The following is a 25,386-nucleotide window of genomic DNA, read 5'->3' on the forward strand; positions in this document are numbered from 1 at the left end:
GGTTCATTAATTTATTAAAAAAATTAATGAACCGTCCCTTGTTTGTCTCTCTTTTTTCTATTATGCTACTATATTCTTGAATCCTTCTCCAAAAGTTTCATAAACATCGTATACTTTTATAAATGCATCCTTATCTATCGTCTTTATATAATTCTTTAATACTAAAAATTCTCTTTTACTCACAACTGTGCTCAATATTTGCATAGGCTTATGTGTGAATCCACCTTCCCCATGATACAATGTTGTGCCTCTCTCTAGTTCATTCATTATGAATTCTTTTATCTTATCGTTCTCATAACTTATGATTTTCACCTCTTTGAGTGCATTGAAACTCTCAATAGCCTTATCTATAAGCAATCCGTTCATAGTTACTGAAACAAGAGCATATAATCCCTTTGCTATACCAAAAGTTATACCCGCAAATAATGTTACTACCACATCTGTAATCAAAAGTGACTTTCCAATATCGAAACTAAAAAACTTATTCAATATTTTTGCTATTATATCCGTTCCACCAGTTGAAGCATTTGCATTAAATATTATTGCCATACCTATTCCCTGAATAATAATTCCTATTATCATCTCTAACATGACATCCCCAGTCATTGGTTTAAAAACAGGATATATCTTCTCTAGTACAACAATATATCCTGACAATAGAAAACTAGCATAGATAGTCTTTGCTCCAAAGCTTGGTCCTATTATTAAAAATGCTACTATAAACAAAATTATATTCATAATCCACATCAAAATACCAATAGATAGAAATGGCAAGTAATTATTTATCACCATTGCTAGTCCATTTACTCCTCCTGCTGCAATACTATTAGGCATTAAGAAAAAAAACACCCCCATTGCAACAAGCAAATCACCAATAGAAATAACGAAAAAATCCTTAATTGAAAACCCCTTTAATAAATTTTTCATACCCATACCTCCTCTTAAAAAATAAAAAAACCTTCATACTTTAAATAGTACGAGGGTTAAGTTCATGATTAATAAACCAAGACAAATTATTGACTTGATTAAATTTCATCATAAATACACTCTATCCCTCGTAGAGTTTCTAGAAAGTACTAAAAAGCACTATCTATATGTATCTTCCCAATAGGCAGTTATCCTGACTCAAGCATTTACACTAATCACCTTCCCGACATCTATCAGTGGTATTAGATTAGCTAAGCTCATACAGTGGCGTGACCGTGTGGGCATCTCACCCAACTTCCCTTTTAATAGAAGAGTATTTTATTTACTCTTCCAACCTATGAGTTATATTTTATTTTCATCTTTGATTATACATTGTTAAAATTTAAAGTCAATTGTTATTTATTACTTTATTTACTTAATTTAGATTTTATATTCTAATAACCAATATTCTTGAAACACATACTACTAGTTCATAAAAATTTTCTTTCAAAAATAAATTCTAAAACAAAATAATAAAAGACTAGAGTTACTAAAATATCTAGTCTTTTAATGAATTATAAATTTCATATTCTTTTCCTAAAACAACTCAGTAACCCACTTAATAAGTTTTTCAATCAAATTAAGTTTTTCTTGAGGGTTCTTCATATTCTTAACAGCATCTTCAATTTCTCCAAGAGTTGTTTTCTTATTTATTCTTACTTCTGGCCTCTTTGGTATTACGCCTATTTTACTTTTTACTGCATTAACCTCTTCAATCTTTTTATCTTTCGATATTTTTAATATTTGTGAAGGATAAGTTAGTGCTGAAGTAACACACATATCTGGTGCTGGTGGTACTACATTATATGTTATATCTAAATTTTCTTCTGATAAGTTCACATTCATAATATCTAAAGAATATCCTCCAGTTGAACATTCTCCTCCTGAAACCAATATAAAATATGCATCATCTTTTTCTAACAAATGTGCTCCTGATTTTTTCTTGTTATTTGAAACCCACTTTTGAATTTGCTCATCTTTTATATCATAAACATTTAAGGAAACATAATCAATATTATCTACCTCTCTAAAAGCAATCTTTTCTGCGCTTAGCGCTTTAATACCTATTGGCTTCTCACTAACTATGCACTCCTCCCCTTCTATAAAATGTCCTTTTTCAGATTCTTTTCCCCTGATATCTATGAAATTTCCTACTTTAATATTTTCAAATCCACCATGAATGTCTAAGTCTTCACTTATTAATACTTCCATTGGTGCACCATTTCTCTCAACCAAGATATACTTACCATTATCTTTATCTTCTACCTTGGTAATCTTACCTACAATATGATACTCACTTGTCATCTCATTAAAGAAATCATTATTTATCGATATTGAGTTAATGGAATCTTCCTTTTTTATCTCTTTTAACTTAATAATATTTCTATTGCTTAATTCTTTACTATTCTCTGCAAAAACTACACTTGATCCACTAAATAAAATCATGTTACACATTAATAATGATAAGATTCTATTTCTATTCATAAAAATCACCTCTCTCTTTAAATTATTTCTTTATTTTCACCACTGTGATATAGCCAGTGAACTCGCCTATATTTTACTATTTTGATATTTCACTATTATATACGCCAATAAATAAAGAAAGTTATCATTAAAGTAAGATAAACTGGGGACGGTTCATTAATTCTCTCAGAAAATTAATGAACCGTCCCCAGTTTATAATCTCACTAAAACACGCTCTTACTCTTATCCATTATTATATTCTGTTTCCGACTTTAATAATGAATACATATATAAATCTTGAAACTTGTCTCTAAAATAAGCGAACTCTCTCAAAAGTCCTTCTCTCTTAAATCCAAGTTTCTCAAGAACTGAATAAGATGCAATGTTTTTAGGATATGTCTGTGCTTCAATTCTATTAATATCCATACCACAGAACGCATATTCAATTATTCCAGCCAATGCTTCACTCATATATCCACTGTTCCAATACTTTTTATTCATCTCATATCCCATCTCGCAACGAGAGAATTTTTTTATCCAATTATGAAACCCACAGGTACCAATAATCTTTCCTTCATCCTTTAATTCTATTCCCCATCTTATAAAACTATTAGTTCTGAAACCATCTTCATAGTCCAATATCATGTTCTCAATAATCTCTAAATCATCAACAATATATATTCCATAATATTTCATAACTTCTTCATCCGAGTAGAATTCCTTAATATCAAATCTATCCTTAAGTGTTATTCTTCTTAATATCAATCTCTCTGTTTCGATTCTTGGGAATCTCATAGTAAAATCAAACATATCTATGACATATCACTTCTTTCCTTTAAATTAATTTCATCTTACTTGACCAATTCCTTGGCTTTATAAAATGTTACACACACTAGAATGGCTACTATATTTATGCCAAGCTCCGCCATTACTAGTATAACTCCACTCCTAAATAATCTCAATGTAAGCATACAAATTATTAAGACCACGTATATTCTAAAATAGTTCAACAGTTTTTCTGATATATTGTCATATCCAACTCTTAAAACTAGATTTGAAACTCCATTAAAAATGAAATATATCATTGGTATAGTTACAATTACTTCAATAGTTAAGAATAATAAACTACTTCTAAATATAAACCTTAAAAGTATAAGTATCCCTACAATCACACTTAAACTTTTAGCATTTTTAAAATCTTCATTATACCCTTCTAATTCTGTCACAGCTATATAGATAAGTATAATCCCTACGATATCTGGTAGTATATCAAATCTAAATATCCTTACATCAAATAACATCATCATAACTCCCCACCAAAGTTTATCCATCCTTATAACTCCCCCCTCTCAAATATCTAGTATAATATGATCTACACCAACTTAGTCTATTATATTAATAAATTATAACCTAATAGCAAAATCCCTTAAATATCATATGCTTTATTTATGATATATTCAATTTTATTCATTCTCTTATCCAAGCATTCATTAAATTTTTATTGTAATCTTCCATTTCTAATTTTAACCTTATTTTAAATCATCTTTGTAACATATAGTCCATCTTTTATACATCTTTTATAAGCTAATTAGGGACGGTTCATTAATTTTCTTGAGAAATTAATGAACCGTCCCTTTAACTTCTCCAATCAATAAATATAACAATTAAAATAGCTTGTCTAAATTTATTCCACACCTTGTAACTTTTCCCGAACATAATTGTAACATGCTAATAATTCATTATCATTTATCAAACTAGAATCATGTTCAAATAAAACCTTTATGTTATTTTTTGAAGAAGATATGGATTCCAGTATCCCTTTAACATCACCCCAACCCTCTTCCATTTTTTGATTTTGTAATACGGGATAATGGTACTCCTGTATCCCATTATCCACCCGTAAATTCCACACATGAACTACTTCAGTATAATCAATAAATTTTTCTACAACCCTTTTAGCGTCAAACTTAGTATCAATAATTTCTTGTAAAGCCAATCTTCCTGTATCCAAACACAATTTCACATTTGAATATTTTTTTAATATGATCTCTAAAAATTCTTCTTCATATATATATTTATTTATTGCATCCAATTCCAATACAGGTATAAATCCATATTTCTCTCCTAGCATTGAGAACATATGTATAAACTTCTCACTAAATTCTTTGAAAACCTCGAAGTTTATTTCAGATTCATAATAATATTCTTTTCTACTAGCAAATTTCCAAAGATTCAAATTAAAATCTTCTTCGATAATAACCGGTTTAGGAAAATGAATTAATATATATTTAGGATTTATTTTATTATCAATTATTAATTGAATTTCCTCTTCAATCCTGTTGTATTCTTCATCTCTAACCTTTCTATCTAATGATAAAACTAGAGGATCTCTTCCTTTATTTTTATTCTTTTTTAAAGGGAAGTGCACTGATATTTCAAAATCTTTAGTCTTTTTAAGTTGAAGTAATTTATTAATATCATTAAAATCTTCAAATGAACATACCTCAATTCCCCTAAATCCTGAAACATAATCCCCTTTAAACTTTTTTTCATCTACTTTTCCATACATTCCAATCATAAAATATTCCATTAATACCTCCAAAAACTTAAACTCATCAAAATCTATATTATGTTATCTTTTGAATTTAGATTTTTTACAATTTATGTTTATTGTTTTACAAAAAAATTATATCATACATTTTTTAGTTGAACAATTTTTAGCAAAGATCTCAAATATACTGTCAAAATTATATTCCGAAATCATATCATATGCTTTGCTACATAATACTGATACAGTTGATTGAGTTATATTACCAATAAAATCACATATCTCTCTTTGAGTAGCTCCACAATATTTTCTCATGAAAAATGCAACCATAGCTCTGATTTTCTTTCCATATGGATTATTTTTAATATATAAATATTTTTTCTCTATATTTAGAAGTTTACTAACTTGCTCAACTATTACCTCAGCCTCTAACTCTTTATACAGTATCTTTCTTTCACTTCTATATTCACATTTATCATTTTCATTGATATTATATTTAATTTCATAATTTATCCTATCATCTAATTCTAATCTTGCAGCATAAACTTTCCTAGCTTGATTGATGTTATTATTGAAAAATCTCATAACATACCCTGAATCGATTAAATCGTGTGGATCTTCTCGCACTCCTAAATAGATTCCTAAACTTGAATGTGGATATTCTTCGATTTTATTTCTCCATTTAGGCAAGTCTTTTGCATTCTTATGAACATATAGTGATGCATTAGCTAAATTCTTTTCGTCTTTTATAAGATGGCTCTTGTACCGCTCCCCCATCAATGTACCAGTTCTATCATATTTTCTATTATAATATTGAACATAACTAACATTAATACTCTTCATTATAGAAGATAAATCAGTTCCACAAGTTTCAATCATAAAATGTACATGATTATCCATAAAGCAAATTGCATATATCTTAACCCCATATTGTTTTTTATATTTCTTAAGAATTACCGTATACCTTTCTTTGTCACTTTCTTCTCTAAAAAGTAAAGAATCAGAGTTGGATTTACATATAATATGATAGATTCCATTCTCAATTTTCTTTCTAGCTGTTCTTGGCATAACATTCATTCCTTTCTATTCCATTTGAATTTTATTTAACTAATTATAATTATACCAACATTAGTTCGTTTTATTCATTATTCAATATTTTTATAACATCTTTTAAATAATTTAAGATTAAGACAAAGGAGGGACGGTTCATTAAAATCCTTAGACCTTTTAATGAACCGTCCCTTCTTTGTACTTATTCACTATACAAAAGCTTAGTCACTTTGATTAGATCACTCTTTGCACTATCGCCCTCTGTTATTCTTTCTATTACTTCCTCAGGCGTAAGCCAATAGCTCTCAATAAAATCTGATTTATTATAATCTGGAGTATTCTCAAAATAGATTTCATATACTTTCATAAATGAGGATATGTCATCTTTATATGGATTCAAATATAGTACTTCTCTATATTCAACATCTTCAAGTCTTATATTCAATTCTTCTAAAAGCTCTCTTTTAAATCCCTGAAGATAAGATTCACCACGTTCAACATGCCCTCCCACGCTCATATCCAAGGCTAATGGAAAGATTCTCTTATTATCAGTTCTTCTTGGTATCCATAATTGACCTTCTTTATTTCTTATGAATGCATTTATAACTCTATAATTCTTTATTCCTTCTTTGCTTACTTCACTTCTTGATGCTTGACCTATAATTTTATCATTCTCATCTATTAAATCTAGTATTTCTTCCTTCAAACACATAATGTCCATCCCCTTTATAATAATTGTCGTTTTTTAATAAACAACCATGGGACGGTTCATTAATTTCATAAGAAAATTAATGAACCGTCCCTCCCTTTTTCTTAACTTTACAATTTACCTAACAACCTTAAGTCCCATTAATTTAGATAACTCCACCGCTTGCTCTGCTGTCACAATTGAGTTTTTTAAGTCTTCTATCCTTACACCAATTCCCTCAATACTACAAGTAGTAAAATCCACACCTGAAAGAGCAGTTCCTGAAAATTCTACTTCTTTAAGATTTGATTTGTTAAGTATAATCTGTCCCAATTCAGAACTACCTATATCAGTATTAACCAAACTACAATCATTAAATTCAACTTTTTTAATTCTTGAAAACTTGAAGGATGAATAGTTTAAATTACATCCTATTAATTCAACATGTTGCAACGATGCTCCCGCTAAGATTGACCCAATCAATTTACATTCTATAAATTTTGCTCTATGAAATATACCATCACTAAAATCTACATTTGAAAAATCACATTTATGGAATATACAATCCCCAACGTCTATGTTTCTTAATTCACTTCCATTAAATCTTACGCCTTCAATATACGAATTTTTAATAGTTATATACTCTGCACAATTACTAATTAACATAGAATTTCTTAGAGTACAATTTTCAATAATATAATCATCTGTCACAACTTCAATATCTTTAATTAACTCCTTAGCATAATTTGATATTCTAGGTTCTAATATTTTAATCTCATTCATGATAATAAACACACTTCTTTCTTTGGTAATATTTAAAATCCTATTTTATAAAACTTACGATAATATTATTTATTAGGTATTCAACTTATTTTTCTTACACAAATTCATATACTTTTTTATATTATACCATTTTTTAGTATAATATAGATATATAGCAATGTACTCAATAAAAACATGGAAGGATGAAAATTCAATGATAGATATCACATTATTAGGTTGTGGTGGCAGTCTTCCTACGCCTAACCGTTCATTAACCTCATTATTACTAAGTCATAATGGGAAAAACATTCTCATTGATTGCGGTGAAGGGACTCAAGTATCAATGAAAATAGCTCATACAGGCTTTAAGAATATAGATATAATTTGTTTAACTCACGTTCACGCTGATCATGTAGCAGGTTTACCTGGACTTCTACTCACTATTGGTAATTCAGGCCGTGTAGATCCCTTACTCCTAGTTGCCCCTACGAAATCAAAAGATATACTAAGTGGTCTATTGAAATTGTGTATGGCTCTACCTTTTGAAGTGAGATTTTTAGAGTGTAACGAAGATAGAGTAACTCGATTTCATCATAATGGGATAGATATACAAGCATTACCTGTAGAACACTCAATCCCCACAGTTTGTTATTCTTTAAATATTAGTAGAAAGAAAAAATTCAATGTTGATAAGGCTCTAGAAAATAATATTCCTAAAATTTATTGGTCAGTTCTTCAATCTGGTAAAAAAGTTGAACATGAAGATACCACGTATACTCCAGATATGGTTTTAGGGAATGATAGAAAAGGTTTAAAAATATGTTACTGTACTGATACTAGGCCAATACCAGAATTAAATAATTTCATATTTGATTCTGATTTATTTATTTGTGAAGGTATGTATGGCGATGACTCAGAAGTATCGAAAGCAATTCAAAATAAACATATGCTATTCAGTGAAGCCGCTTATCTAGCTAAAAATAGTAATGTAAAAGAACTTTGGTTAACCCATTTTAGTCCTAGTCTATCTGAACCAATTATTTATCTAGATAAAACTCAAGAAATTTTTAAAAACACGATAATTGGGGAAGATAGACTTAGTACTTCCTTGAAATTTGAGTAAAGTCATTTAACTACAAATTTCTAATAGGGGACGGTTCATTAATTTATTTAATAAATTAATGAACCGTCCCCTATTAACCTACTTTTCCTACTCTATCTAGTAATTACTCCTCCCAAGTCTTCCAAATCTCAGGCTCATAACCAACTGTAGCTTTTTTCCCATTTCTAACAATAGGAGTTTTACATAACTTTTGATTATTGAACAATATTTCTTCTCTAGCACTATCACTTCTTACGTTGGCTAAATCTGATTTAGAATATGCTTTAGAGTTCATGTCAATAAGGTTCTTCACACCCTTAACACCAGCTAGTACACTCTTAAATTCACCTTTACTCAACTCTTTACTATTAATATCAATTAATTGATATTTTACTCTTCGCTCTTTAAAGTATCTTTCTGCCTTCTTTGTTTCAAAACATTTTTTAGTACCGAAAATTTGAATATTCATTCTCCAACTTACTCCTCTACTAGTATCTATAATTTTATATTAATATTTAATTAAATAATCTTATGCCTTAACTACTTATACAATATAATTTATATTCAATATTATACACTAAAAATAAATCTAGTGGAAACATAGCAGGACAAACAAAGGGACGGTTCATTAAAACATTAAAAGTTTTAATGAACCGTCCCCTAATTATATATTATTCCATGTCTCTTAATACACATTCTTCAACAAGTTTACTATTTAAGAGTACCAACGACACTCCAGTTCCGGGATGAGTTGATCCCCCTGTGAAATATAGATTTCTTATTTTATTATGTTTTATATGTGGCCTAAAATAATTTGTCTGAAAAAGATTATGACTTAATGAAAACGCAGACCCACCATATGCATTGAATCTTTCTCTTAAATCATTAGGGGTTAAATATTCCTCAAGAATAATATGTTCCTCTATATCATCCAACCCCTCTATCATCTTAATCTTATCAATAAGAATATTCCTTATACTTTGAATATAATCTTCATCCCACTTCTCTCTAGATTGTATTAAATTAGGTACTCTTATCATCACATTAATTGATTCACACCCTTGTGGTGCCATATTTGAATCAATTCTACTTGGTGAATATATATATATCGATGGATTTGAACATATTTCTCCATGGAAAAAGCTTTCAATACTATTTCTGAAGTTTTTTGATAAGAATTGATTATGCACCATTAACTTTTCATATTTCTTATCTACTCCTAAATATATCATAAAAACTGAGGGTGAGTGCTTTAAAGTCCTATCTTTTGATGTATTAAATTCTTCATCTATTAAATTTTCCACGGCATATGAGTATTCAGCATTACACACAACTATATCACTTTTGTAAATATTATTATTAGAAACTATCCCCTCTGCTACTCCTTCATTAATCAGAATTTTTTCAACTTTAGCTTCTGTATATATTTCTCCACCAAGTTCATTTATTACTTTTTCAAGAGCATTAATATAAGAATACATGCCTCCATGTAAAAAACTCAATCCATATAATTGAGATACTAAAGGAATCAATGTATAAACATTTGAACCTTTAAATGGCGATACACCAATATACATTGCCTGAAAACATAAGAAATTTACTATTCTTTCATCTTTAATGTACTTCCTTAAGTAATTATACGTGGATTTGAAAGGTTTTAGTTTAAATACTTTTTTAAATGTATTTATATTAAAGAAACTATTGAATTCATCAAAATTACATCTCAAAAAATCTTCATCAGAAATCTTATATTTTTCATAAGTACTATCAATAAATTTCATATACCCTATGCTATCATGTGTTGATATAGCTTCTATGGATTCAATCGTTTCATTTATATTTCCATAAAAATCCATATGATTTCCCATTTCAAAAAAAACTCTATAAAAGGGATCGATTTTATTAAAATTTATATATTCATCTGGATTTTTCCCAATATCAAAAAATATTTCTTTATATATATGCGGTGTCATCAAAATAGATGCTGTTAAATCAAATTTAAAACCATCTTTTTCAAGAATATTTACCTTTCCACCTATAGATTTTTCTTTTTCATATATTTGAACTTGAAAACCTCTATTTAACAATCTAATTGCTGTAGCCATTCCTCCTATTCCTGCACCTATTATTATTGCTTTTCTTTTCAAAACAATCTATCCCTTCATATGATTCCTCATAAAGCATCTGTACTAAAAAATTATCCACCTAAAGTAATATCCTGCTCATCGTACCATTTTAAAGCATCATAAAATTGCTGGTCCTTGAACTCCGGCCAGAAATTATCTATAACATAAAAATCTGCATAAATTGATTGAACAGGTAAAAATCCACTTAATCTTCTTCTCCCTCCCCATCTTATAATTAAATCTACTCTTGAAATGTCATTTGATTTAATATAATTTATTATATTTTTATTATTTCCTGTTGCTTCCTTAAGACTATTCAAATCCCACTTCCATCCATAGTTCACTAAGAAATTCACCTTAATCTTTCCCTCTCCAAATTCAGTTCTTTTTGTATACTTGAGAAGTTCTTTAGGAAACATAGGTGATTCTGTATTTCCCACTACAAGTAACGATGCATTCTCTTTTGAAAGTATCTCTACGGCATCTATGCACGCCTTTGTAAATGCTAATCGCTGTTCTTTTGGTCGTTTTGTATTATCCGTAGTGAAACCGTAATAAGTAATTTCCTCTATTCCTTCTTTCTCACATAGTTTGAATAACTCCAACCCTGGATCTATTCCCCCATCATATCCTCTATCTTTTGTCATACCTTGTGCAACAGCCCATCTTCTATTGCCATCTGGGATAACCCCTATATGTTTAGGCATTCTCATAAGTATCTCCTCCTCATTTTTTTTAACTATAACCGTTATTGATACATATTAAATTAGGATTATCCATTATCTTCTTTTTTTATATTTTTACAGTCATTCGTATCATCATCATTTTTCTTCTGTTCCATATCAGTTTTTATTTCCCAATGAATTACAAATGTAAGGATTACTCTTATAGCTATTACAGCACCTAATACATATAGGTCTTCAACTTTTTCAATAACTACACTTCTTATAATTTCACTAGCAAGCTTAAACTCCAGAGCAAGAACCATGTTCTTTGCAAATTGAATTTTAATCATCCTCTTATTGGGATTAAACATACTTTTGATATAACAATAGAACGTCTGTCCAGCAGCTACAATTATTACGAAAATCCCCATCCCCTCGAGTACACGTACAATATAAGTTACTACTATACGAAAAATCTCTTCTAAATTCATGAGCTCACTCCTATTATGTTTTCTAAATATTAGTATTTCTTATACATTCAAAATAAATTCATATACACACTTATAAGGACAACTAAAATAAAATAGAGGAAATAGGGGACGGTTCATTAAAATTCTAAGAATTTTAATGAACCGTCCCCTATTTTATTAATTACTTTCTCTATCATTTATATACTTTATATTTTATTCAATAAAACATCAAAATCACCAAAATTCAATCTAGTCAAATATCACTCAGCAATTATTTCCATAAATGAAAGAGAATAAAAAAATTTTTTTTAAAAAATAATAATAGAAGAAAAATTAAATAATTGGAGGTAGTGTTAAATGAAAGAAATTAAATTTTGCGAAAATAATTTTGGTTATGAAACAGAAAATGTAGTTAATAAACTTAAAGAAACATTACAAAACACAAAAGTGGAAGTATCACCTTGTCTTGGTCATTGCGGTGAATGCGCTGAAGGACCTTTTGCATTAGTTGATGATGAATTTATTTCCGCAGATACAGCAGAAACACTATATAATAAAATTATTAATCACTTAACAAGTTAAACTCTGTACTATTTATCTTTTTTAATATAAGTCTTTACGTTAATAAAACTCCGTCAATGATTTAATTGATGGAGTTTTATTCTATCTTCAAGCACACTCAAAAATAGACTAGTTATTTTACTCATCTTTGTCGATTCTTTTGTTGAATTTATTTCATAATATTTATACAATAAATTTCAATGTGTATATATTAAATATACTATGTATATCATTAACAGGATAAAATTCTGATTAAAATTAATAATAATATTATAGATTTGTACAAACTTAATTTTTTTATTTAATAAATTTTTCTATCAAAACTTTTAAAATTATTAATTGAATTTTATAAAAAACATTCTTCCACCGTCTAGATTTAGTAAGACTTGTTTGATTCTTTATTAAAGATAAAAATGATTTTTGAAAATTGAAAACTAAGGAGGATTTACCGTGATTGATATAAAATTTTGTGAACATAATTATAACAATGGAACTGAAAATGTAGTTAATAGACTTAAGAATGATATTACAGATGGAGAAATTGAGATTGTTCATTGTCTTGGTTTATGCGGCGAATGTTCAACAACACCATGTGCTCTAGTAAATGATAAATTAATTAAAGCTAGTACACCTGAAAAACTTTATGATAAAATTCTTAAAAAATCAAATGAAGTTTAGAACGGTTGATAACTTTCCTAAACTTCATATTTTAAAATGGATTATTATAAGATATTAATTAAAATATTCAAATTCAGTTTTTTCTCTACTTAAAATATTCAAGTTACTGAATTCGTTTAACATTTCACAGAATAGTCCGTTAATTTCTTTTAAAGTTTTTTTATCTTTTATTACGCCATATACCTTAAGTTGGAGTTCATTGGTATCTTTTGGAATCTTTCCACCAAAAACTCCTTGGTTTCTTTTAATGAACATTTCAAACTTTTTTTGAGCTATCATTAATTCTAATATTTTCTCATTTTTAAACATTGAACGTATCATCTTTTCATTATTACTTTTTATAAAAAATTGTTCATCGACCCTATCAATACCAGTTGTCATATTATCTTTAGTTAACATTTTTTCAACAAATTTAAATATCCCTTTTTCATGAATATCCATGTAAAAATCCATTTTCTTAACAAATGGAACTCTTACTCGAGTATATGTTGTATTTGCTCTTCCATCGCTTACAGTATATGTATCAAAGACAATATTCCAGTTTTCATTCTTAATAATTACTTTAGATGGCCTAAATCCATCTTTTTCAATAAATTGCCCTTCTACGTCTTCTGCAAACTCTTTCCAAACTATATCTTTATTATTTTTAAATATCCCCATGTTTGCCCCCCGAGTTTTCATATTCTTATTATGCAATTTTATAAATGTTATATAATTTTGAAATATAACATAATTATACCACCTAAGGTATGCAAATAAAATACACTGAAAGCTACTAGATATATTTTGTATCATAAGTCTTAAATTATTTAATCATATTTATTGTATAATTCATCATAAATTATCACTTTACTCTATAGAGTAAACGCCACTACTGCTCCACTATTTTCATTGTTGTATATTCTCAGTTCTCCGCCATGTAAATTAATAAGTTTTCTTGATATATATAATCCAAGACCTGAATGTCCCGCCCCACTTCCTCTTGACTTATCACCTCTATAGAATTTTCCAGTGGCCATCTTTAAATCTTCATTAGTAAATCCGTTCCCATTATCCTTAATAACTATTTTTAGTCTATTATGATACATATTTATACTAACGATTATTCTCCCCCCATCTGGTGTATATCTTATACTATTGGTTATAATATTATCAATCACCTGTGAAACTCTGAGTTTGTCCATACTAACTTCTTTCTTCACCTTAGGCTTGTCCACCCCAGCATCTCTTTGACTTTTAGCATCTGTTTCGCTCTGGACTTTTTTCTCTATATCCCCCTCTACCCTATATTCAACTTTAATCTCAATATTTTTCTCCTGAATTAAAGGCTCATATTCTTTAACTTTCTCTTCAATGAATCTATAGATATCCACTTTTTCTTTTTTCAGTTTAAAATCAACATTCTCTATTTTTATAAGAGTATTCATATCATTTAAAAGACCAACAGCCCAATCTGATGAGTTCTCAATACTTCTCAAATATTTTAATAATCTATCTTCATTTTTATATGCTCCATCATTCAACATCTCGGAATGTCCTTTTATTATCGTTAAAGGAGTTCTAAGATCATGTGATATTGCTGATATCATTAAGTTCTTTTCATCTTCTAGTTTCCACTGCTTATTCAATGTTTTATGTAGTTCTACCCTCATCCCCTCAAAAGAAGCTACAGCATCTCCTAGTTCATTTTTATAAGGATAATTTATATGGAAATCCAAATTATTATTTTTGATTTTCTCTGTAGCTTCAGTTAAAATTCCTAATGGTTCCTTTATATTCTTACTCAACCGCCTACCGAAGATAATTGTGAATACCACAACTATAATGAATGGAGACAATAAAATTCCCCATAGTATATCTTTAATTCCCTTATCTTTATAAGTAACCTTTAATTTATATTGCAATACAAATTCACCTATAAGATTATTATTATCATCAATAATAGGTATATATTTTGTTACCACATTACTAATAACATCTTTAGTATTTAATCTCTTTATCCATTCTTTTTCTAAAACCTCACCATTAGGAAAAATATCAATTCCTGTATTGCCATATAAATATTTCCCCTTATTATTTAAAACTATATATTTTATACCTTCTCTAGGTGCAATGTTATTCATCACTTCCTCAAATGATACATCTACAACTTTTTCTTTATTCTCACTAACAGTATTCTCAATTTTGGGTACTATTTTCTCAAAATGATTTGCTGGCAATATTTTTGTATCCTGTATTACATATGCTGAGAATACAATAATCTCTATAACAAGTGTTAATAAACTGCATAAAATTATTAAAAAGAAAGTGTATGAAAACTGCTTATTCAGAGAATGTCTTTTAAGCAATCTCACCACTTCCTTTCTTTTGAGTATTCCATCTATATCCTACTCCCCATACTGTATCAACATATTTCACATCTGGATCAACCTTAGCTAATTTAGTTCTGACTTTCTTTATATGCTCTGATACCGTTGAAGAATCACCCTCAGCATCATATCCCCATATACTCTCGTAGATTCTCTCTTTTGAAAAAACTTGTCCACAATTCATTGCAAGAAGTTCAATAATATCAAATTCTCTTTTTGTCATTTGTATATTTACTCCATGAAAGAGAACCTCTCTACTTTTAATATCTATATTCAAATTGTCAAATGATATAAATTTCCTCTCTCTATTTATATTTCGCTTATCTCTTCTGAGATGTGCTGCAACCCTGGCTTTCAATACTTTTATACTGAATGGCTTTGTAATATAGTCATCGCCTCCAATAGCTAACCCTTCCATCATATCCCTTTCCTCAGTCTTAGCCGTTATGAATATTATTGGGCAATCAATCATATCCCTTATCTCTCTACATAATTCAAACCCGCTCTTACCAGGCATCATTACATCCATTAAAATAAGATCAATATGTTCATTTAAATATCTTAATGCCTCCTTGCTATTTTCAGCATTGTATACAATATACCCCTCATCACTTAAAGCATCATATATTAGACTAAGTATCTCTATGTCATCATCAATAATCAATATCTTCTCCACTATTTGAACTCCTTTATCATTTAATATAAATAATCCCTTTTATTAAATAATATCACAGTTATTACCATACCCACAATTACCACTAATCCATTATAAATAATAAAACTTCCGTCCCCAGCTAATGTATCAAATATTGCCTTATTACTCTCAAGAAAATACAAAAACTTTTCGGATATATATAGTGTAAAAACTATGCTTGCTATTGTCCCCAAAAATACCACCACTGAATTTCTTATTAAAACACTAAGTGTGGCAACTATACTCATTAATCCCATAAGTATGAACCATTCCAAAGCGTAAAACTTTAAACTATATATAAATGAACCAATTGCAGTAAACTCTTTATCAATATTAAAAAATCTAGTTGTCTCAACATATGGTAATTTAATATATCCTAAAGCAGTAAATATAATCAATGATCCTAATAAAATAATTCCACTTACTATTGCTCCTACTATGACTTTTGATAAGATAATCTTGGTTTTGCTGTATGGTCTTGTTATAAACATTCTAAACTTCCCTGAAGCTATTTCTCCACAAAAACATTCAACAAATATTATTGGAAACAACACTATTAAAAAATAAAAATGAAAATCTCTTAATAGATGAACTGAAAAGTTTAATCGATTAACCTCCATTGTTATATTAGGATCATAAAATCCTACTCTACACACTAACATTAATCCTGCTGAAAGCACCAAATACATAATAGAAACAAAAATCAAAGCCAAAAACTTCTTTCTAAAAAATACTCTTTTCAATTCACTTAATACTAAATTTTTCATAACTCATTCCTCCTATATTAGCTGATCCTTTCTTTTATATATTAAGTAACTTAATACAATCCCTAACACTCCATACACACCTAGTACTAACAACATAAAACTATTAAGATATGAATGCATGCCTAACCCTGCAGCTAAGCCCTTATGCTGAATCTCTGTTATTGAAAGTAACCTTAATTTATTTATATTAAAATTACCACTTCTTAAAAAAACACTTATTACTGTTGGATATACCAGAGAAGTTAGTACAAACCCTAAATTTACTCCAGTTGAAATTACCATATTACTACCGATTGTAGAAATCAGAAATATTACTCCTGTGATTATGCTCAAAGTTAAAAATGAATATAGATAATACTTAATACTGTATATAAACATCTGTGGATTATCTAATAGCTTATCCATATAAAAAACAGCTACATTGTCTACTCTTTGAAATACTATCCTACCTATTATTGAACTAAAAACATAATACTCAACTAAAAGCATAAAAATACTGCTTAATACAACTAAGTATTTTGCCCAGAATACATGACTTCTTTTAATTGGTCTTACTAAAACCATCCTCATATATCCACCTTTAAATTCTTGGGTAACACAAAGCACTGTAAGAAAAATAGCTATCAAATTAAAAGAAAATATTAACTGTTCCTGTATTGCTGCCACTGGGAAGTTACTTATCGAAGTATATTGTGGACTGGTAACATCAAAGGCCAAATTATTTTCTAAATAATACTTTGAACTTAATGCTACTATGAAAGGAATTGCAACAGCACATAGAAGTGTGAGTTTTCTTCCCCATAATCGTTTAAATTCACTGCAATATAATCTCCACATATAAATCCCTCCTATTAAGCCTTCATCATTAATTTCACAAATGCATCTTCTAAACTTTCAGTATATCCTTCTTCTCTTAAAAGCTCTTCTTTATTTCCGCTCCATATAATCTTTCCTTCTTTAATTATCAATAGATTATTACACATCTTCTGCAACTCATCTAATAAATGACTTGATATAAAGAATGTAATTCCCTCCTCTTCATTTAACTTTGTAATTAAATTCCTTAGCTCAATCATCCCCATAGGATCTAATCCATTTGCTGGCTCATCTAGTAACACAACCTCAGGCTTATTCAACAATGCTTGAGCTATTCCAAGTCTCTGCTTCATTCCTAGGGAGTATTTTGAAACCTTGTCTTTTCTTCTATCATATAATCCTACCTTATTAAGAACCTCTTCAACCTTTTCAATTCTCTCACTCTTGTTCATGTTCTTATTTAAAATGGCTAAGTTAAGAAGTAATTTCTCTGCTGTCATGTATGGGAAAAACAATGGTGCTTCCACCAGAGCTCCTACTTTTTCTAAAGCCTCTTCTCTATTCTTGTTAACATCTACTCCATTAAGATAAACCTTTCCACCTGTTGGTGTAATCAACCCTGTTAAAAGTCTCATAATTGTGGTCTTTCCAGCTCCATTTGGTCCAATAAATCCACATATCTCGCCTTTCTTCACTTGAAAGGTAATATCTTTAATGATTTCAGTTCTTCCTATTTTCTTTTTTAAATTTTGAACCTTTATAATATTTGTGTTCATAATAAACCCTCCAATTTATAAATTAAAATTCTTATTTTTTATGTTCTTCCTTGTTTACAACTAGAGTATATAATGTAAATTTAAAGAAAGTTTAAAGATTTATATACGCCGCACCTTTGACTTCCTATTTATTTTCATAGGGCTGAAAGTTATAATATAATCAAGGAGTGATTGCTTTTGAAAAAACAGGTTAAATATTTAAAGAGAATTAGTATTACTTTATTCTTGATACTAGCTACATTGATATATTGTTATGCTCAAAATAATTGGATTAAAGTTGAAAATATAAAAGTTGAAATTAATGAATTACCCAAAGAATTAATTGGTTTAAAAATCGCTCATATTTCTGACGTGCATCTACCTAAAAACGCTGCCAATATAGATGCTATAGTAGCTAAAGTAAAAAAACAAAAACCTGATTTAATAGTAATGACAGGTGATATTATTGATGAAAGTGCAGATATAACAACTTGTGGTTTAGATAGATTATGTAAAGGATTATCAGAAATTACTCAAACTTATGCAGTTACAGGTAATCACGAATTTTGGAATGGTAATGTTGATAAATGGACAAACATTTTGACTGAAAATAACATAAATGTTATTGATAATGAAATACAAATATACACTAAAGATGGTGAAAGGCTGATTCTTATGGGATTACGTGATGGTGTATCATATGATCCTGGCTTATTTAAAAGTCTTGAAACACTTAATAATTCGCCAATAATCCTATTAGCACACAGACCTGAACTTTTTTCTTCTTATTACTCAGAAACAAATTATAATAATCCAGACTTAATTTTTAGTGGTCATGCTCATGGTGGACAATTCAGAATACCTCTCCTTAATAAAGGCATAGTATCTCCAAATCAAGGATTCTTTCCTGAGTACACTTCAGGATTATATATCTCTGATAGCAACGTAAAAATGATAGTAAGTAGAGGATTAGGAAACAGTATTATTCCTATAAGATTTAACAATAGACCTCATTTACCAATTATTGAATTAGTAGAAGCAAAATAAGTACAACCTGTAAATACAACAGATCCATATTTTTAAAAATATAGATATCTCAGCTTAGTTGATTCTTTAAAACAATTAATTTTCTAAGGTGTATAATTAATTTCATAGGTCTAAGGTATATGTATAAATTTGATTTAGTAGTAGCATATCTATAAGTTAATAATTATTTAAAGTAGGAGTGATAACATGGGAAAGTTAATTTTTTTTGATATAAATGGTACTATTGTAAAAAGAGATAGTCGAACTGATTTGCCTTATTACAAAGCTATTGATATATTATTACAAACTGAAAATGCTATGGATGGTGTCAACAACTCTGCTCGTTCAGATAAAGATGTATTCATAGAAGTGCTTGGAAAATATAATCAAGAGTTCTCTGAAGATAAATGGACATCATTTTTAAAAATATATGAGGGACAACTTAAGAAATTTAAAACAACAGATGTATGGCGAAAAAATGTTGATGCAGTGAGTTTTATAGAAAAGTTATCTAAAACTGAGCATAAAATCGCTCTTATAACAGGAGAATTAAGCATAGGCGCTCAATATAAATTAGAAAAGCTAGGTGTTTGGAAATATTTCAACATAGGTGGATTCGGAGAAGATGGTCTTACACGATTTGATATAGCAGATGCTGCACTTGAGAAGGCAAAAGAATTACATGGTTATGATTATGATGAAATTATAGTTATAGGAGACACTATTTTAGATATAAAAACAGCTAGACATATAGGCGCTAAAATAATTTCCATAACTACTGGTTCAAATTCTCGCGAAGAGTTAGAAAAAGAAAATCCTGATCATATGATAGATACCTTTAAAGATATTGAAGAATACTTCTTTACTTAATAATAGGGGACGGTTCATTAATCTTCAAAGAAGATTAATGAACCGTCCCCCCATTAATTCACAACATTCTTATCCTCACCATTAATAAATGCTCTAACATTTTCAATAGCAATATTCATAAGTCTCTCTCTGGTTTCTTTTGGTGCCCAAGCTATATGAGGAGTTATGATGCAATTTTTTGCACTAAAAAGTGGATTATCATTTCTTGGTGGTTCCTCAATCATAACATCAAGTCCTGCTGCCATGATTTTTCCACAATCAAGAGCTTCTCTTAGGTCATTTTCCACAATAAGTGCTCCCCTTGATGTATTAATAAGGATAACACCATCTTTCATCTTCTGGATACTTCTCTTATTTATCATTCCCTTAGTATTCTCAAAGAGAGGACAATGTAAGCTGATTATATCAGCCTGTTCATATAACTCATCCAGTTCAACAAATCTTAAATTATCTTCCTCAAGGTCTTTATTTGGAGTTTTTGTATGAGCAATTACTTTTATGCCAAAAGCTCTTGCTATCTTTGAAGTTGCCTCTCCAATTTTACCGAATCCAATAATCCCCATGGTCTTACCATGTAGTTCAATAAGTGGTCTCTCCCAGAAACAAAACTCTCCACTATCAGCCCATGCTCCTTCCTTAACCCTCTTATCATGATGCGTAACATGATTACAGACTTCTAAAAGAAGAGAAAAAACAAATTGTGCTACAGCATTTGTTCCATAGGCTGGAATATTAGTAATCTTCATTCCGAACTCTCTAGCTGCCTCTATATCAACAACATTATACCCAGTCGCCAACACTCCAATATATTTAACATGCTTAACCTTCTCAAGGACATCTCTAGTGAGTTCAGTCTTGTTAGTTATAACAATCTCTGACTCACCAATATTCTCAACTATCTTATCATCAGGAGTACTCTCGTAAATTATCACTTCTTCCCCTAACTCTCTAAACCCTTCCCAACTCAAGTCACCAGGATTCAATCCATATCCGTCTAAAATCACTATGCTCATATTTTTCCCTCCCTGTACACTCTCAACTATGCTTTTCTATTTAACAACTTGCATTAATATTTCTTTCTCAACCTTACTCACATCAGGTACATAGCTCTTTAAAAGCTTCATCGCGCCTAATAACTCATATTCTCCAAGAGTTGCTGGGATCATAACACTGTCTCCCTTATTAATATCTTCTTCTCCACCTTCAAATTTTATCTTTCCATTTCCTTCAACACAAGTAAAGGCATAGAATCTCTCATGATCACTTTCTTCCTTAACGCTAGTGCACACATCATACAGTTCCAATGAAAAATCCTTACATAAGCATAAATAACTTTTACTAAACCCTTCACACTCTAGCTTTAAACCTGTACTCTTCTTGCCAACCAAACTTAAATCAACAACATCTAAAGCTTTATCTACATGCAGTTCTCTTCCTCTATCATAATCATAAACTCTATATGTTGTATCACTATTTTGTTGAATCTCAGCGATTATTACTCCCTCTCCAATAGCATGCATTAATCCGCTTTTAACGAAGTAAACATCACCCTTTTCAACGAATATCTTATTCATATGTGGCTCAAGATTTCCAGTTTGGATTGACTCTTTGAACTGTTCTTTAGTGCATCCCTCTTTTGTTCCTAATACTAGGTTTGCCCCTTCAAATGCCTCAACCACATACCATACTTCAGTCTTACCCATCTCTCCTTCAACACTCATACCATACTCATCATCAGGATGAACTTGTACAGATAAACTTGCCTTAGCATTTATTAATTTTATCAGTAAAGGGAACCAATCAGAAGATATTTTACTTCCTATGAGTTCATCTCCCTTTTCCTTTATAATTTCATCCAATCTCATTCCTTGAAATTCACCATTTGATACCACACTTGTTCCATTCTTATGACAAGCGATATCCCAACTCTCTCCTATATTTCCTTCAGGCATATTATTTCTGAATAATTCAAAATCTCTTCCACCCCAAATTTTATCAAAATATATATTCTTAAATTTTAATGGATACATTAAATAACTCCTCCCTGAAATCTACTATATATAATCTCTTCTTCTTTCTCATTTCATTATACTATATGAACCATGTCCATTGTTCTAAAAATTCTCAAAATAAAAAACGCGCGTTGCACGCGCTTCGTTAGGGAAACCTACGTTTCCCTTCGACGCAACTATTGTTGCTGAGCACCCTTCTTAAACCGGCAGGGGAAATACTTCCCCTACAACCCCTTCATTTTTTTATTCTTTAGAAATTGAACTGGTACAATTTTACACAAACATGCACCCTGTTGATATAAGCAACATTACATGTGATAAATTCTTTAGGAAATTTTTCAATTTCCTAAAGAATAAAAAACACCAACCTTTAAAAAGTTAGTGCCTTGTATCTTTAAAAAAATCATATGCTTTTCTAACCATATTAAGATGGTCTTTATGCCAATCTGGAATCTTATTATACTCATAAAATCCCACTTCTATACTTTCAAAAGATGATTTTAAATCACCATCTATAACTTCACAATTAAATAAAATATGATATGTAGTATGGGGTTGTCCATATTCTCCAGGTAATCTTGTAAATATATCAATAATCCCTTTTACCTCCACATTAAGTCCTGTCTCTTCATAAATTTCCCTTCGTACTGAATCTTGTGGACTTTCACCTATTTCTGCCCAACCCCCAGGTATAGCCCATGTTTTATCATCTACTCGTCTTTCTAATAGAATCTTGCCATCTTCTGTTAAAACCACTCCATTAACTCCAACTTTTGGAGTGATATAACCTAATTCATTTCTGAAACGCTCTATAATTATTTTTTCATCCAAACCACTAATGTTACTATACTCACAACTTGATAATTCAAGTAACTTTTCATATCTTAAACGGTCATAGTCATTATCTACATAAACATAAACCCAGTTGTGCTATTGATCGGATTTCATCTAAAAGCTCCAAAATATTCTTCATACCTTCATTCCTCTCAATTACAAATTTAATATCTTATATCTCATCCTCAAGAATAGAGTAAATAGTACTATCACACCATTCTCCTCTTAGAATTCTTGTATCCCTTAAAGTACCTTCTTTCTTCATGCCTATTCTCTCCATGATTTTTTCTGAAGCAATATTATTAGCATTACAATTTGCTTGTATTCTGTGTACATTCAATTCCTTGAACCCAAATTCTAGTAATGCTCTTGCTGCTTCTGAAGCAATACCTTTTCCAGTATGTTCTTTATATAATCCCCATCCAATTTCCCATTCTCTTATTGGTTTATCTATACACCATATAAGCACTGTACCTAGAGGTTGACCATCTTGTGCTCTTGTTATTAAAAACCTATACTTATCTTCACTTTTATTATTTCTTAGAATTGAGTCAAATTTCCCCTTAGTCTGTTCATCTGTTGGTATACTATCTTCCTCGTATTTTATATAAAATTCATTCTGTTCAAGCCTCAAGAAAAACTCATAATCCATTTCATTAAATTCTCTCAATATTAATCTCTCTGTCCTTATATCCATGTTTATCCCCTTCCCCTTATTTAATATAAATAATATAAACACCCTTATATTTTACCATAATATAGGGGTGTTACAAAATTTTCTATATACCATTGTATTTTAAAAACACTGGTGAAGATATACCAACCTTATCATCCTTCATAAACACTTTCACCAAATACCATGTATTCTCTTCAGCTGTAGTAATATCTACAATACATTTAAATATCCCTGATTCCCCAAAGTTATGTTCATGGACCACAACTCCACCATTTGAGATTAGTTGAACTTTTTCAATATCAACCACCTTATCCTCAGTGTCAATTTCTGCTCTCAATCTTTCTCCAACTTTTACATTTATAATGCTCCCCATCCAGTATCCATCTATTTTGAATGATAATCTGAGAGTTTTTGATTCAGTTGAAAATACCCGTCTCATCTTCATGGCTGCTATTAATTCTTCCTTTGTAAGATTCTCCAAAAGAACTCCTGTGAGATTTTCTGCATCTCCCCAATTGCTATCGTGATTATCCTGACCATTTATTGGTCCAAATATCCAACCATCATCCAATGCCTTATAATAACGTTCTTCACATCTCTTATATATTCGTGGTGGACATCCATTTCCATATTCGTATAATAATATTGATTTATTAAAAGGACTATCGCATTTAAGTGTACCTGCCCTTTTATATGGATGATTTACTGCAAGTAAAATATCTTCGTGCGAATGTATCCACTGGATCATATCTTTGATCATGAATTTTTTCTTATTAACTAGATCATCACAATTCATAATGTTAATGTGCCCCCAGAATACTGTACTCAGTTCATATCCTGCTATTGCAACAAAATCATCATACTTTAAATTAATATGCTCCGCCTCAAGCTTGGTCATCTCCCATTTTGGGTACTTGCATCCATGAAATGATATTGAGTTATCATAGCTGAAGTTGTTCTTTAAAAGTCTTCCAACATGATCACTTATCATCATAAAATCTAATCCATTGCCTCTTGCATACTCAAACGCATCTGTTGGGGTTTCCTTTCCATCAGAATATGAGGTGTGTGAATGAGGATTACCATAGTATATATTGTACTTTTTATTTTTATCAGTAACATAGAACATCCATTTAATATGAAATTCACCATTTTTCCTATCTGGAATAACTAATTTCACTTTATGCTCCCCATATTCCAAATCCTTTTCAGGCAAGTAATTTATCTGTAGATTATCACTGGATTGAAACTCCACGATTTCATCATCTAAATATAAACGAAGTTCAGCTCTATAGAACTCTTCATATATATTCTCAAAACCCACAGTAATTCGTGGTCTTCTATCATGAGTACATGATAGGTCATGAGGCTGTGTTTTATATTCACATTTAATTATTTTTTTTGAATCTACTGAACGTAATATACTCATAATTTAACCTCTTATAGTACTTATTATTTCTTGTTTTATTTATTAAGGCATATTCAAA

Annotated in this window: 28 protein-coding genes and 1 riboswitch; of the genes, 5 read left to right on the forward strand and 23 right to left on the reverse strand. The window is 29.8% G+C overall.

Annotated features, from left to right (window positions below; translation table 11 throughout):
• Positions 1-60: 60 nt before the first annotated feature.
• The 8 genes from KDK92_RS17685 to KDK92_RS17720 all read right to left on the reverse strand — a co-directional run bounded on the left by KDK92_RS17685 (position 61) and on the right by KDK92_RS17720 (position 7,499).
• Entirely contained in the window at positions 61-927 is an 867-nt protein-coding gene (locus tag KDK92_RS17685; protein ID WP_250860708.1) for a YitT family protein, read from the reverse strand.
• Positions 928-1,093: 166 nt separating this feature from the next.
• A riboswitch (cobalamin riboswitch) is annotated at positions 1,094-1,281 on the reverse strand.
• Between the two features lie 222 nt (positions 1,282-1,503).
• Positions 1,504-2,451 carry a protease complex subunit PrcB family protein gene (locus KDK92_RS17690; protein WP_250860710.1) on the reverse strand — a complete coding sequence of 316 codons (948 nt, stop codon included), beginning with the start codon at positions 2,449-2,451 and terminating at the stop codon, positions 1,504-1,506.
• Between the two features lie 222 nt (positions 2,452-2,673).
• Positions 2,674-3,240 (reverse strand): GNAT family N-acetyltransferase, encoded by a 567-nt coding sequence (locus tag KDK92_RS17695; RefSeq protein ID WP_250860711.1) that lies wholly within the window; start codon positions 3,238-3,240, stop codon positions 2,674-2,676.
• Between the two features lie 41 nt (positions 3,241-3,281).
• Positions 3,282-3,761, reverse strand: a complete 480-nt coding sequence (locus tag KDK92_RS17700) for a hypothetical protein (protein ID WP_250860713.1) — start codon at positions 3,759-3,761, stop codon at positions 3,282-3,284.
• Positions 3,762-4,114: 353 nt separating this feature from the next.
• Positions 4,115-5,020, reverse strand: coding sequence for a sugar phosphate isomerase/epimerase (locus tag KDK92_RS17705; RefSeq protein WP_250860715.1), 906 nt, complete (start codon positions 5,018-5,020; stop codon positions 4,115-4,117).
• A gap of 96 nt (positions 5,021-5,116) precedes the next feature.
• Positions 5,117-6,046: a transposase gene (locus tag KDK92_RS17710; RefSeq protein ID WP_250860717.1), complete on the reverse strand. Its 930-nt coding sequence runs from the start codon at positions 6,044-6,046 to the stop codon at positions 5,117-5,119.
• 184 nt (positions 6,047-6,230) lie between these two features.
• On the reverse strand, positions 6,231-6,740 hold the full coding sequence (locus tag KDK92_RS17715; RefSeq protein WP_250860719.1) for an NUDIX hydrolase: 510 nt from the start codon (positions 6,738-6,740) through the stop codon (positions 6,231-6,233).
• 114 nt (positions 6,741-6,854) lie between these two features.
• On the reverse strand, positions 6,855-7,499 hold the full coding sequence (locus KDK92_RS17720) for a pentapeptide repeat-containing protein (RefSeq protein ID WP_250860721.1): 645 nt from the start codon (positions 7,497-7,499) through the stop codon (positions 6,855-6,857).
• 193 nt (positions 7,500-7,692) lie between these two features.
• Here KDK92_RS17720 and KDK92_RS17725 point away from each other — a divergent pair, with 193 nt between their 5' ends.
• Positions 7,693-8,601: a ribonuclease Z gene (locus KDK92_RS17725; RefSeq protein WP_250860722.1), complete on the forward strand. Its 909-nt coding sequence runs from the start codon at positions 7,693-7,695 to the stop codon at positions 8,599-8,601.
• A 103-nt stretch (positions 8,602-8,704) separates the two neighbouring features.
• On the opposite strand, the gene KDK92_RS17730 is transcribed toward KDK92_RS17725, so the two are convergent.
• The 4 genes from KDK92_RS17730 to KDK92_RS17745 all read right to left on the reverse strand — a co-directional run bounded on the left by KDK92_RS17730 (position 8,705) and on the right by KDK92_RS17745 (position 11,862).
• Complete coding sequence (locus KDK92_RS17730; protein ID WP_250860724.1) at positions 8,705-9,049, reverse strand: arsenate reductase family protein; 345 nt, start codon at positions 9,047-9,049, stop codon at positions 8,705-8,707.
• Positions 9,050-9,251: 202 nt separating this feature from the next.
• The gene (locus KDK92_RS17735) at positions 9,252-10,727 is read right to left on the reverse strand and encodes a phytoene desaturase family protein (protein WP_250860725.1); all 1,476 of its coding nucleotides are present in this window, start codon (positions 10,725-10,727) and stop codon (positions 9,252-9,254) included.
• A gap of 50 nt (positions 10,728-10,777) precedes the next feature.
• A complete protein-coding gene (gene uppS, locus KDK92_RS17740) occupies positions 10,778-11,419 on the reverse strand; it encodes a polyprenyl diphosphate synthase (protein WP_250860726.1) in 642 nt (213 codons plus the stop codon).
• 59 nt (positions 11,420-11,478) lie between these two features.
• Positions 11,479-11,862 carry a DUF1622 domain-containing protein gene (locus KDK92_RS17745; protein ID WP_250860727.1) on the reverse strand — a complete coding sequence of 128 codons (384 nt, stop codon included), beginning with the start codon at positions 11,860-11,862 and terminating at the stop codon, positions 11,479-11,481.
• Between the two features lie 336 nt (positions 11,863-12,198).
• Between KDK92_RS17745 and KDK92_RS17750 the strand changes: the two genes are divergently transcribed.
• Both KDK92_RS17750 and KDK92_RS17755 read left to right on the forward strand, forming a co-directional pair.
• Positions 12,199-12,423 (forward strand): YuzB family protein, encoded by a 225-nt coding sequence (locus tag KDK92_RS17750; RefSeq protein ID WP_250860728.1) that lies wholly within the window; start codon positions 12,199-12,201, stop codon positions 12,421-12,423.
• A 429-nt stretch (positions 12,424-12,852) separates the two neighbouring features.
• Entirely contained in the window at positions 12,853-13,080 is a 228-nt protein-coding gene (locus KDK92_RS17755; RefSeq protein ID WP_250860729.1) for a DUF1450 domain-containing protein, read from the forward strand.
• Between the two features lie 54 nt (positions 13,081-13,134).
• On the opposite strand, the gene KDK92_RS17760 is transcribed toward KDK92_RS17755, so the two are convergent.
• The 6 genes from KDK92_RS17760 to KDK92_RS17785 all read right to left on the reverse strand — a co-directional run bounded on the left by KDK92_RS17760 (position 13,135) and on the right by KDK92_RS17785 (position 18,502).
• Positions 13,135-13,740: a hypothetical protein gene (locus tag KDK92_RS17760; RefSeq protein ID WP_250860730.1), complete on the reverse strand. Its 606-nt coding sequence runs from the start codon at positions 13,738-13,740 to the stop codon at positions 13,135-13,137.
• A gap of 194 nt (positions 13,741-13,934) precedes the next feature.
• Positions 13,935-15,434 carry a sensor histidine kinase gene (locus KDK92_RS17765; protein ID WP_250860731.1) on the reverse strand — a complete coding sequence of 500 codons (1,500 nt, stop codon included), beginning with the start codon at positions 15,432-15,434 and terminating at the stop codon, positions 13,935-13,937.
• Positions 15,421-16,128: a response regulator transcription factor gene (locus KDK92_RS17770; RefSeq protein ID WP_250861166.1), complete on the reverse strand. Its 708-nt coding sequence runs from the start codon at positions 16,126-16,128 to the stop codon at positions 15,421-15,423. The genes KDK92_RS17765 and KDK92_RS17770 overlap by 14 nt, the downstream gene beginning before the upstream one ends.
• Before the next feature lie 17 nt (positions 16,129-16,145).
• Positions 16,146-16,910 (reverse strand): hypothetical protein, encoded by a 765-nt coding sequence (locus KDK92_RS17775; protein ID WP_250860732.1) that lies wholly within the window; start codon positions 16,908-16,910, stop codon positions 16,146-16,148.
• A gap of 12 nt (positions 16,911-16,922) precedes the next feature.
• The gene (locus KDK92_RS17780) at positions 16,923-17,747 is read right to left on the reverse strand and encodes an ABC transporter permease (RefSeq protein ID WP_250860733.1); all 825 of its coding nucleotides are present in this window, start codon (positions 17,745-17,747) and stop codon (positions 16,923-16,925) included.
• Between the two features lie 14 nt (positions 17,748-17,761).
• The gene (locus KDK92_RS17785) at positions 17,762-18,502 is read right to left on the reverse strand and encodes an ABC transporter ATP-binding protein (RefSeq protein ID WP_250860734.1); all 741 of its coding nucleotides are present in this window, start codon (positions 18,500-18,502) and stop codon (positions 17,762-17,764) included.
• Between the two features lie 177 nt (positions 18,503-18,679).
• On the opposite strand from KDK92_RS17785, the gene KDK92_RS17790 reads away from it, so the two are divergent.
• On the forward strand, positions 18,680-19,528 hold the full coding sequence (locus KDK92_RS17790) for a metallophosphoesterase (protein ID WP_250860735.1): 849 nt from the start codon (positions 18,680-18,682) through the stop codon (positions 19,526-19,528).
• A gap of 186 nt (positions 19,529-19,714) precedes the next feature.
• A complete protein-coding gene (locus KDK92_RS17795) occupies positions 19,715-20,377 on the forward strand; it encodes an HAD family hydrolase (RefSeq protein WP_250860736.1) in 663 nt (220 codons plus the stop codon).
• A gap of 53 nt (positions 20,378-20,430) precedes the next feature.
• Here KDK92_RS17795 and KDK92_RS17800 read toward each other — a convergent pair whose 3' ends face one another.
• The 5 genes from KDK92_RS17800 to KDK92_RS17820 all read right to left on the reverse strand — a co-directional run bounded on the left by KDK92_RS17800 (position 20,431) and on the right by KDK92_RS17820 (position 25,328).
• Positions 20,431-21,390, reverse strand: coding sequence for a D-2-hydroxyacid dehydrogenase (locus KDK92_RS17800; RefSeq protein ID WP_250860737.1), 960 nt, complete (start codon positions 21,388-21,390; stop codon positions 20,431-20,433).
• 36 nt (positions 21,391-21,426) lie between these two features.
• Positions 21,427-22,407, reverse strand: coding sequence for a type I phosphomannose isomerase catalytic subunit (locus KDK92_RS17805; RefSeq protein ID WP_250860738.1), 981 nt, complete (start codon positions 22,405-22,407; stop codon positions 21,427-21,429).
• A 360-nt stretch (positions 22,408-22,767) separates the two neighbouring features.
• The gene (locus KDK92_RS17810; RefSeq protein WP_250860739.1) at positions 22,768-23,220 is read right to left on the reverse strand and encodes an NUDIX domain-containing protein; all 453 of its coding nucleotides are present in this window, start codon (positions 23,218-23,220) and stop codon (positions 22,768-22,770) included.
• A 175-nt stretch (positions 23,221-23,395) separates the two neighbouring features.
• A complete protein-coding gene (locus tag KDK92_RS17815) occupies positions 23,396-23,920 on the reverse strand; it encodes a GNAT family N-acetyltransferase (RefSeq protein WP_250860740.1) in 525 nt (174 codons plus the stop codon).
• Positions 23,921-24,002: 82 nt separating this feature from the next.
• On the reverse strand, positions 24,003-25,328 hold the full coding sequence (locus tag KDK92_RS17820; RefSeq protein ID WP_250860741.1) for a CehA/McbA family metallohydrolase: 1,326 nt from the start codon (positions 25,326-25,328) through the stop codon (positions 24,003-24,005).
• Positions 25,329-25,386: the final 58 nt, after the last annotated feature.

The sequence above is a fragment of the Oceanirhabdus seepicola genome, from assembly GCF_023684385.1.
Classification (GTDB): domain Bacteria; phylum Bacillota; class Clostridia; order Clostridiales; family Clostridiaceae; genus Oceanirhabdus; species Oceanirhabdus seepicola.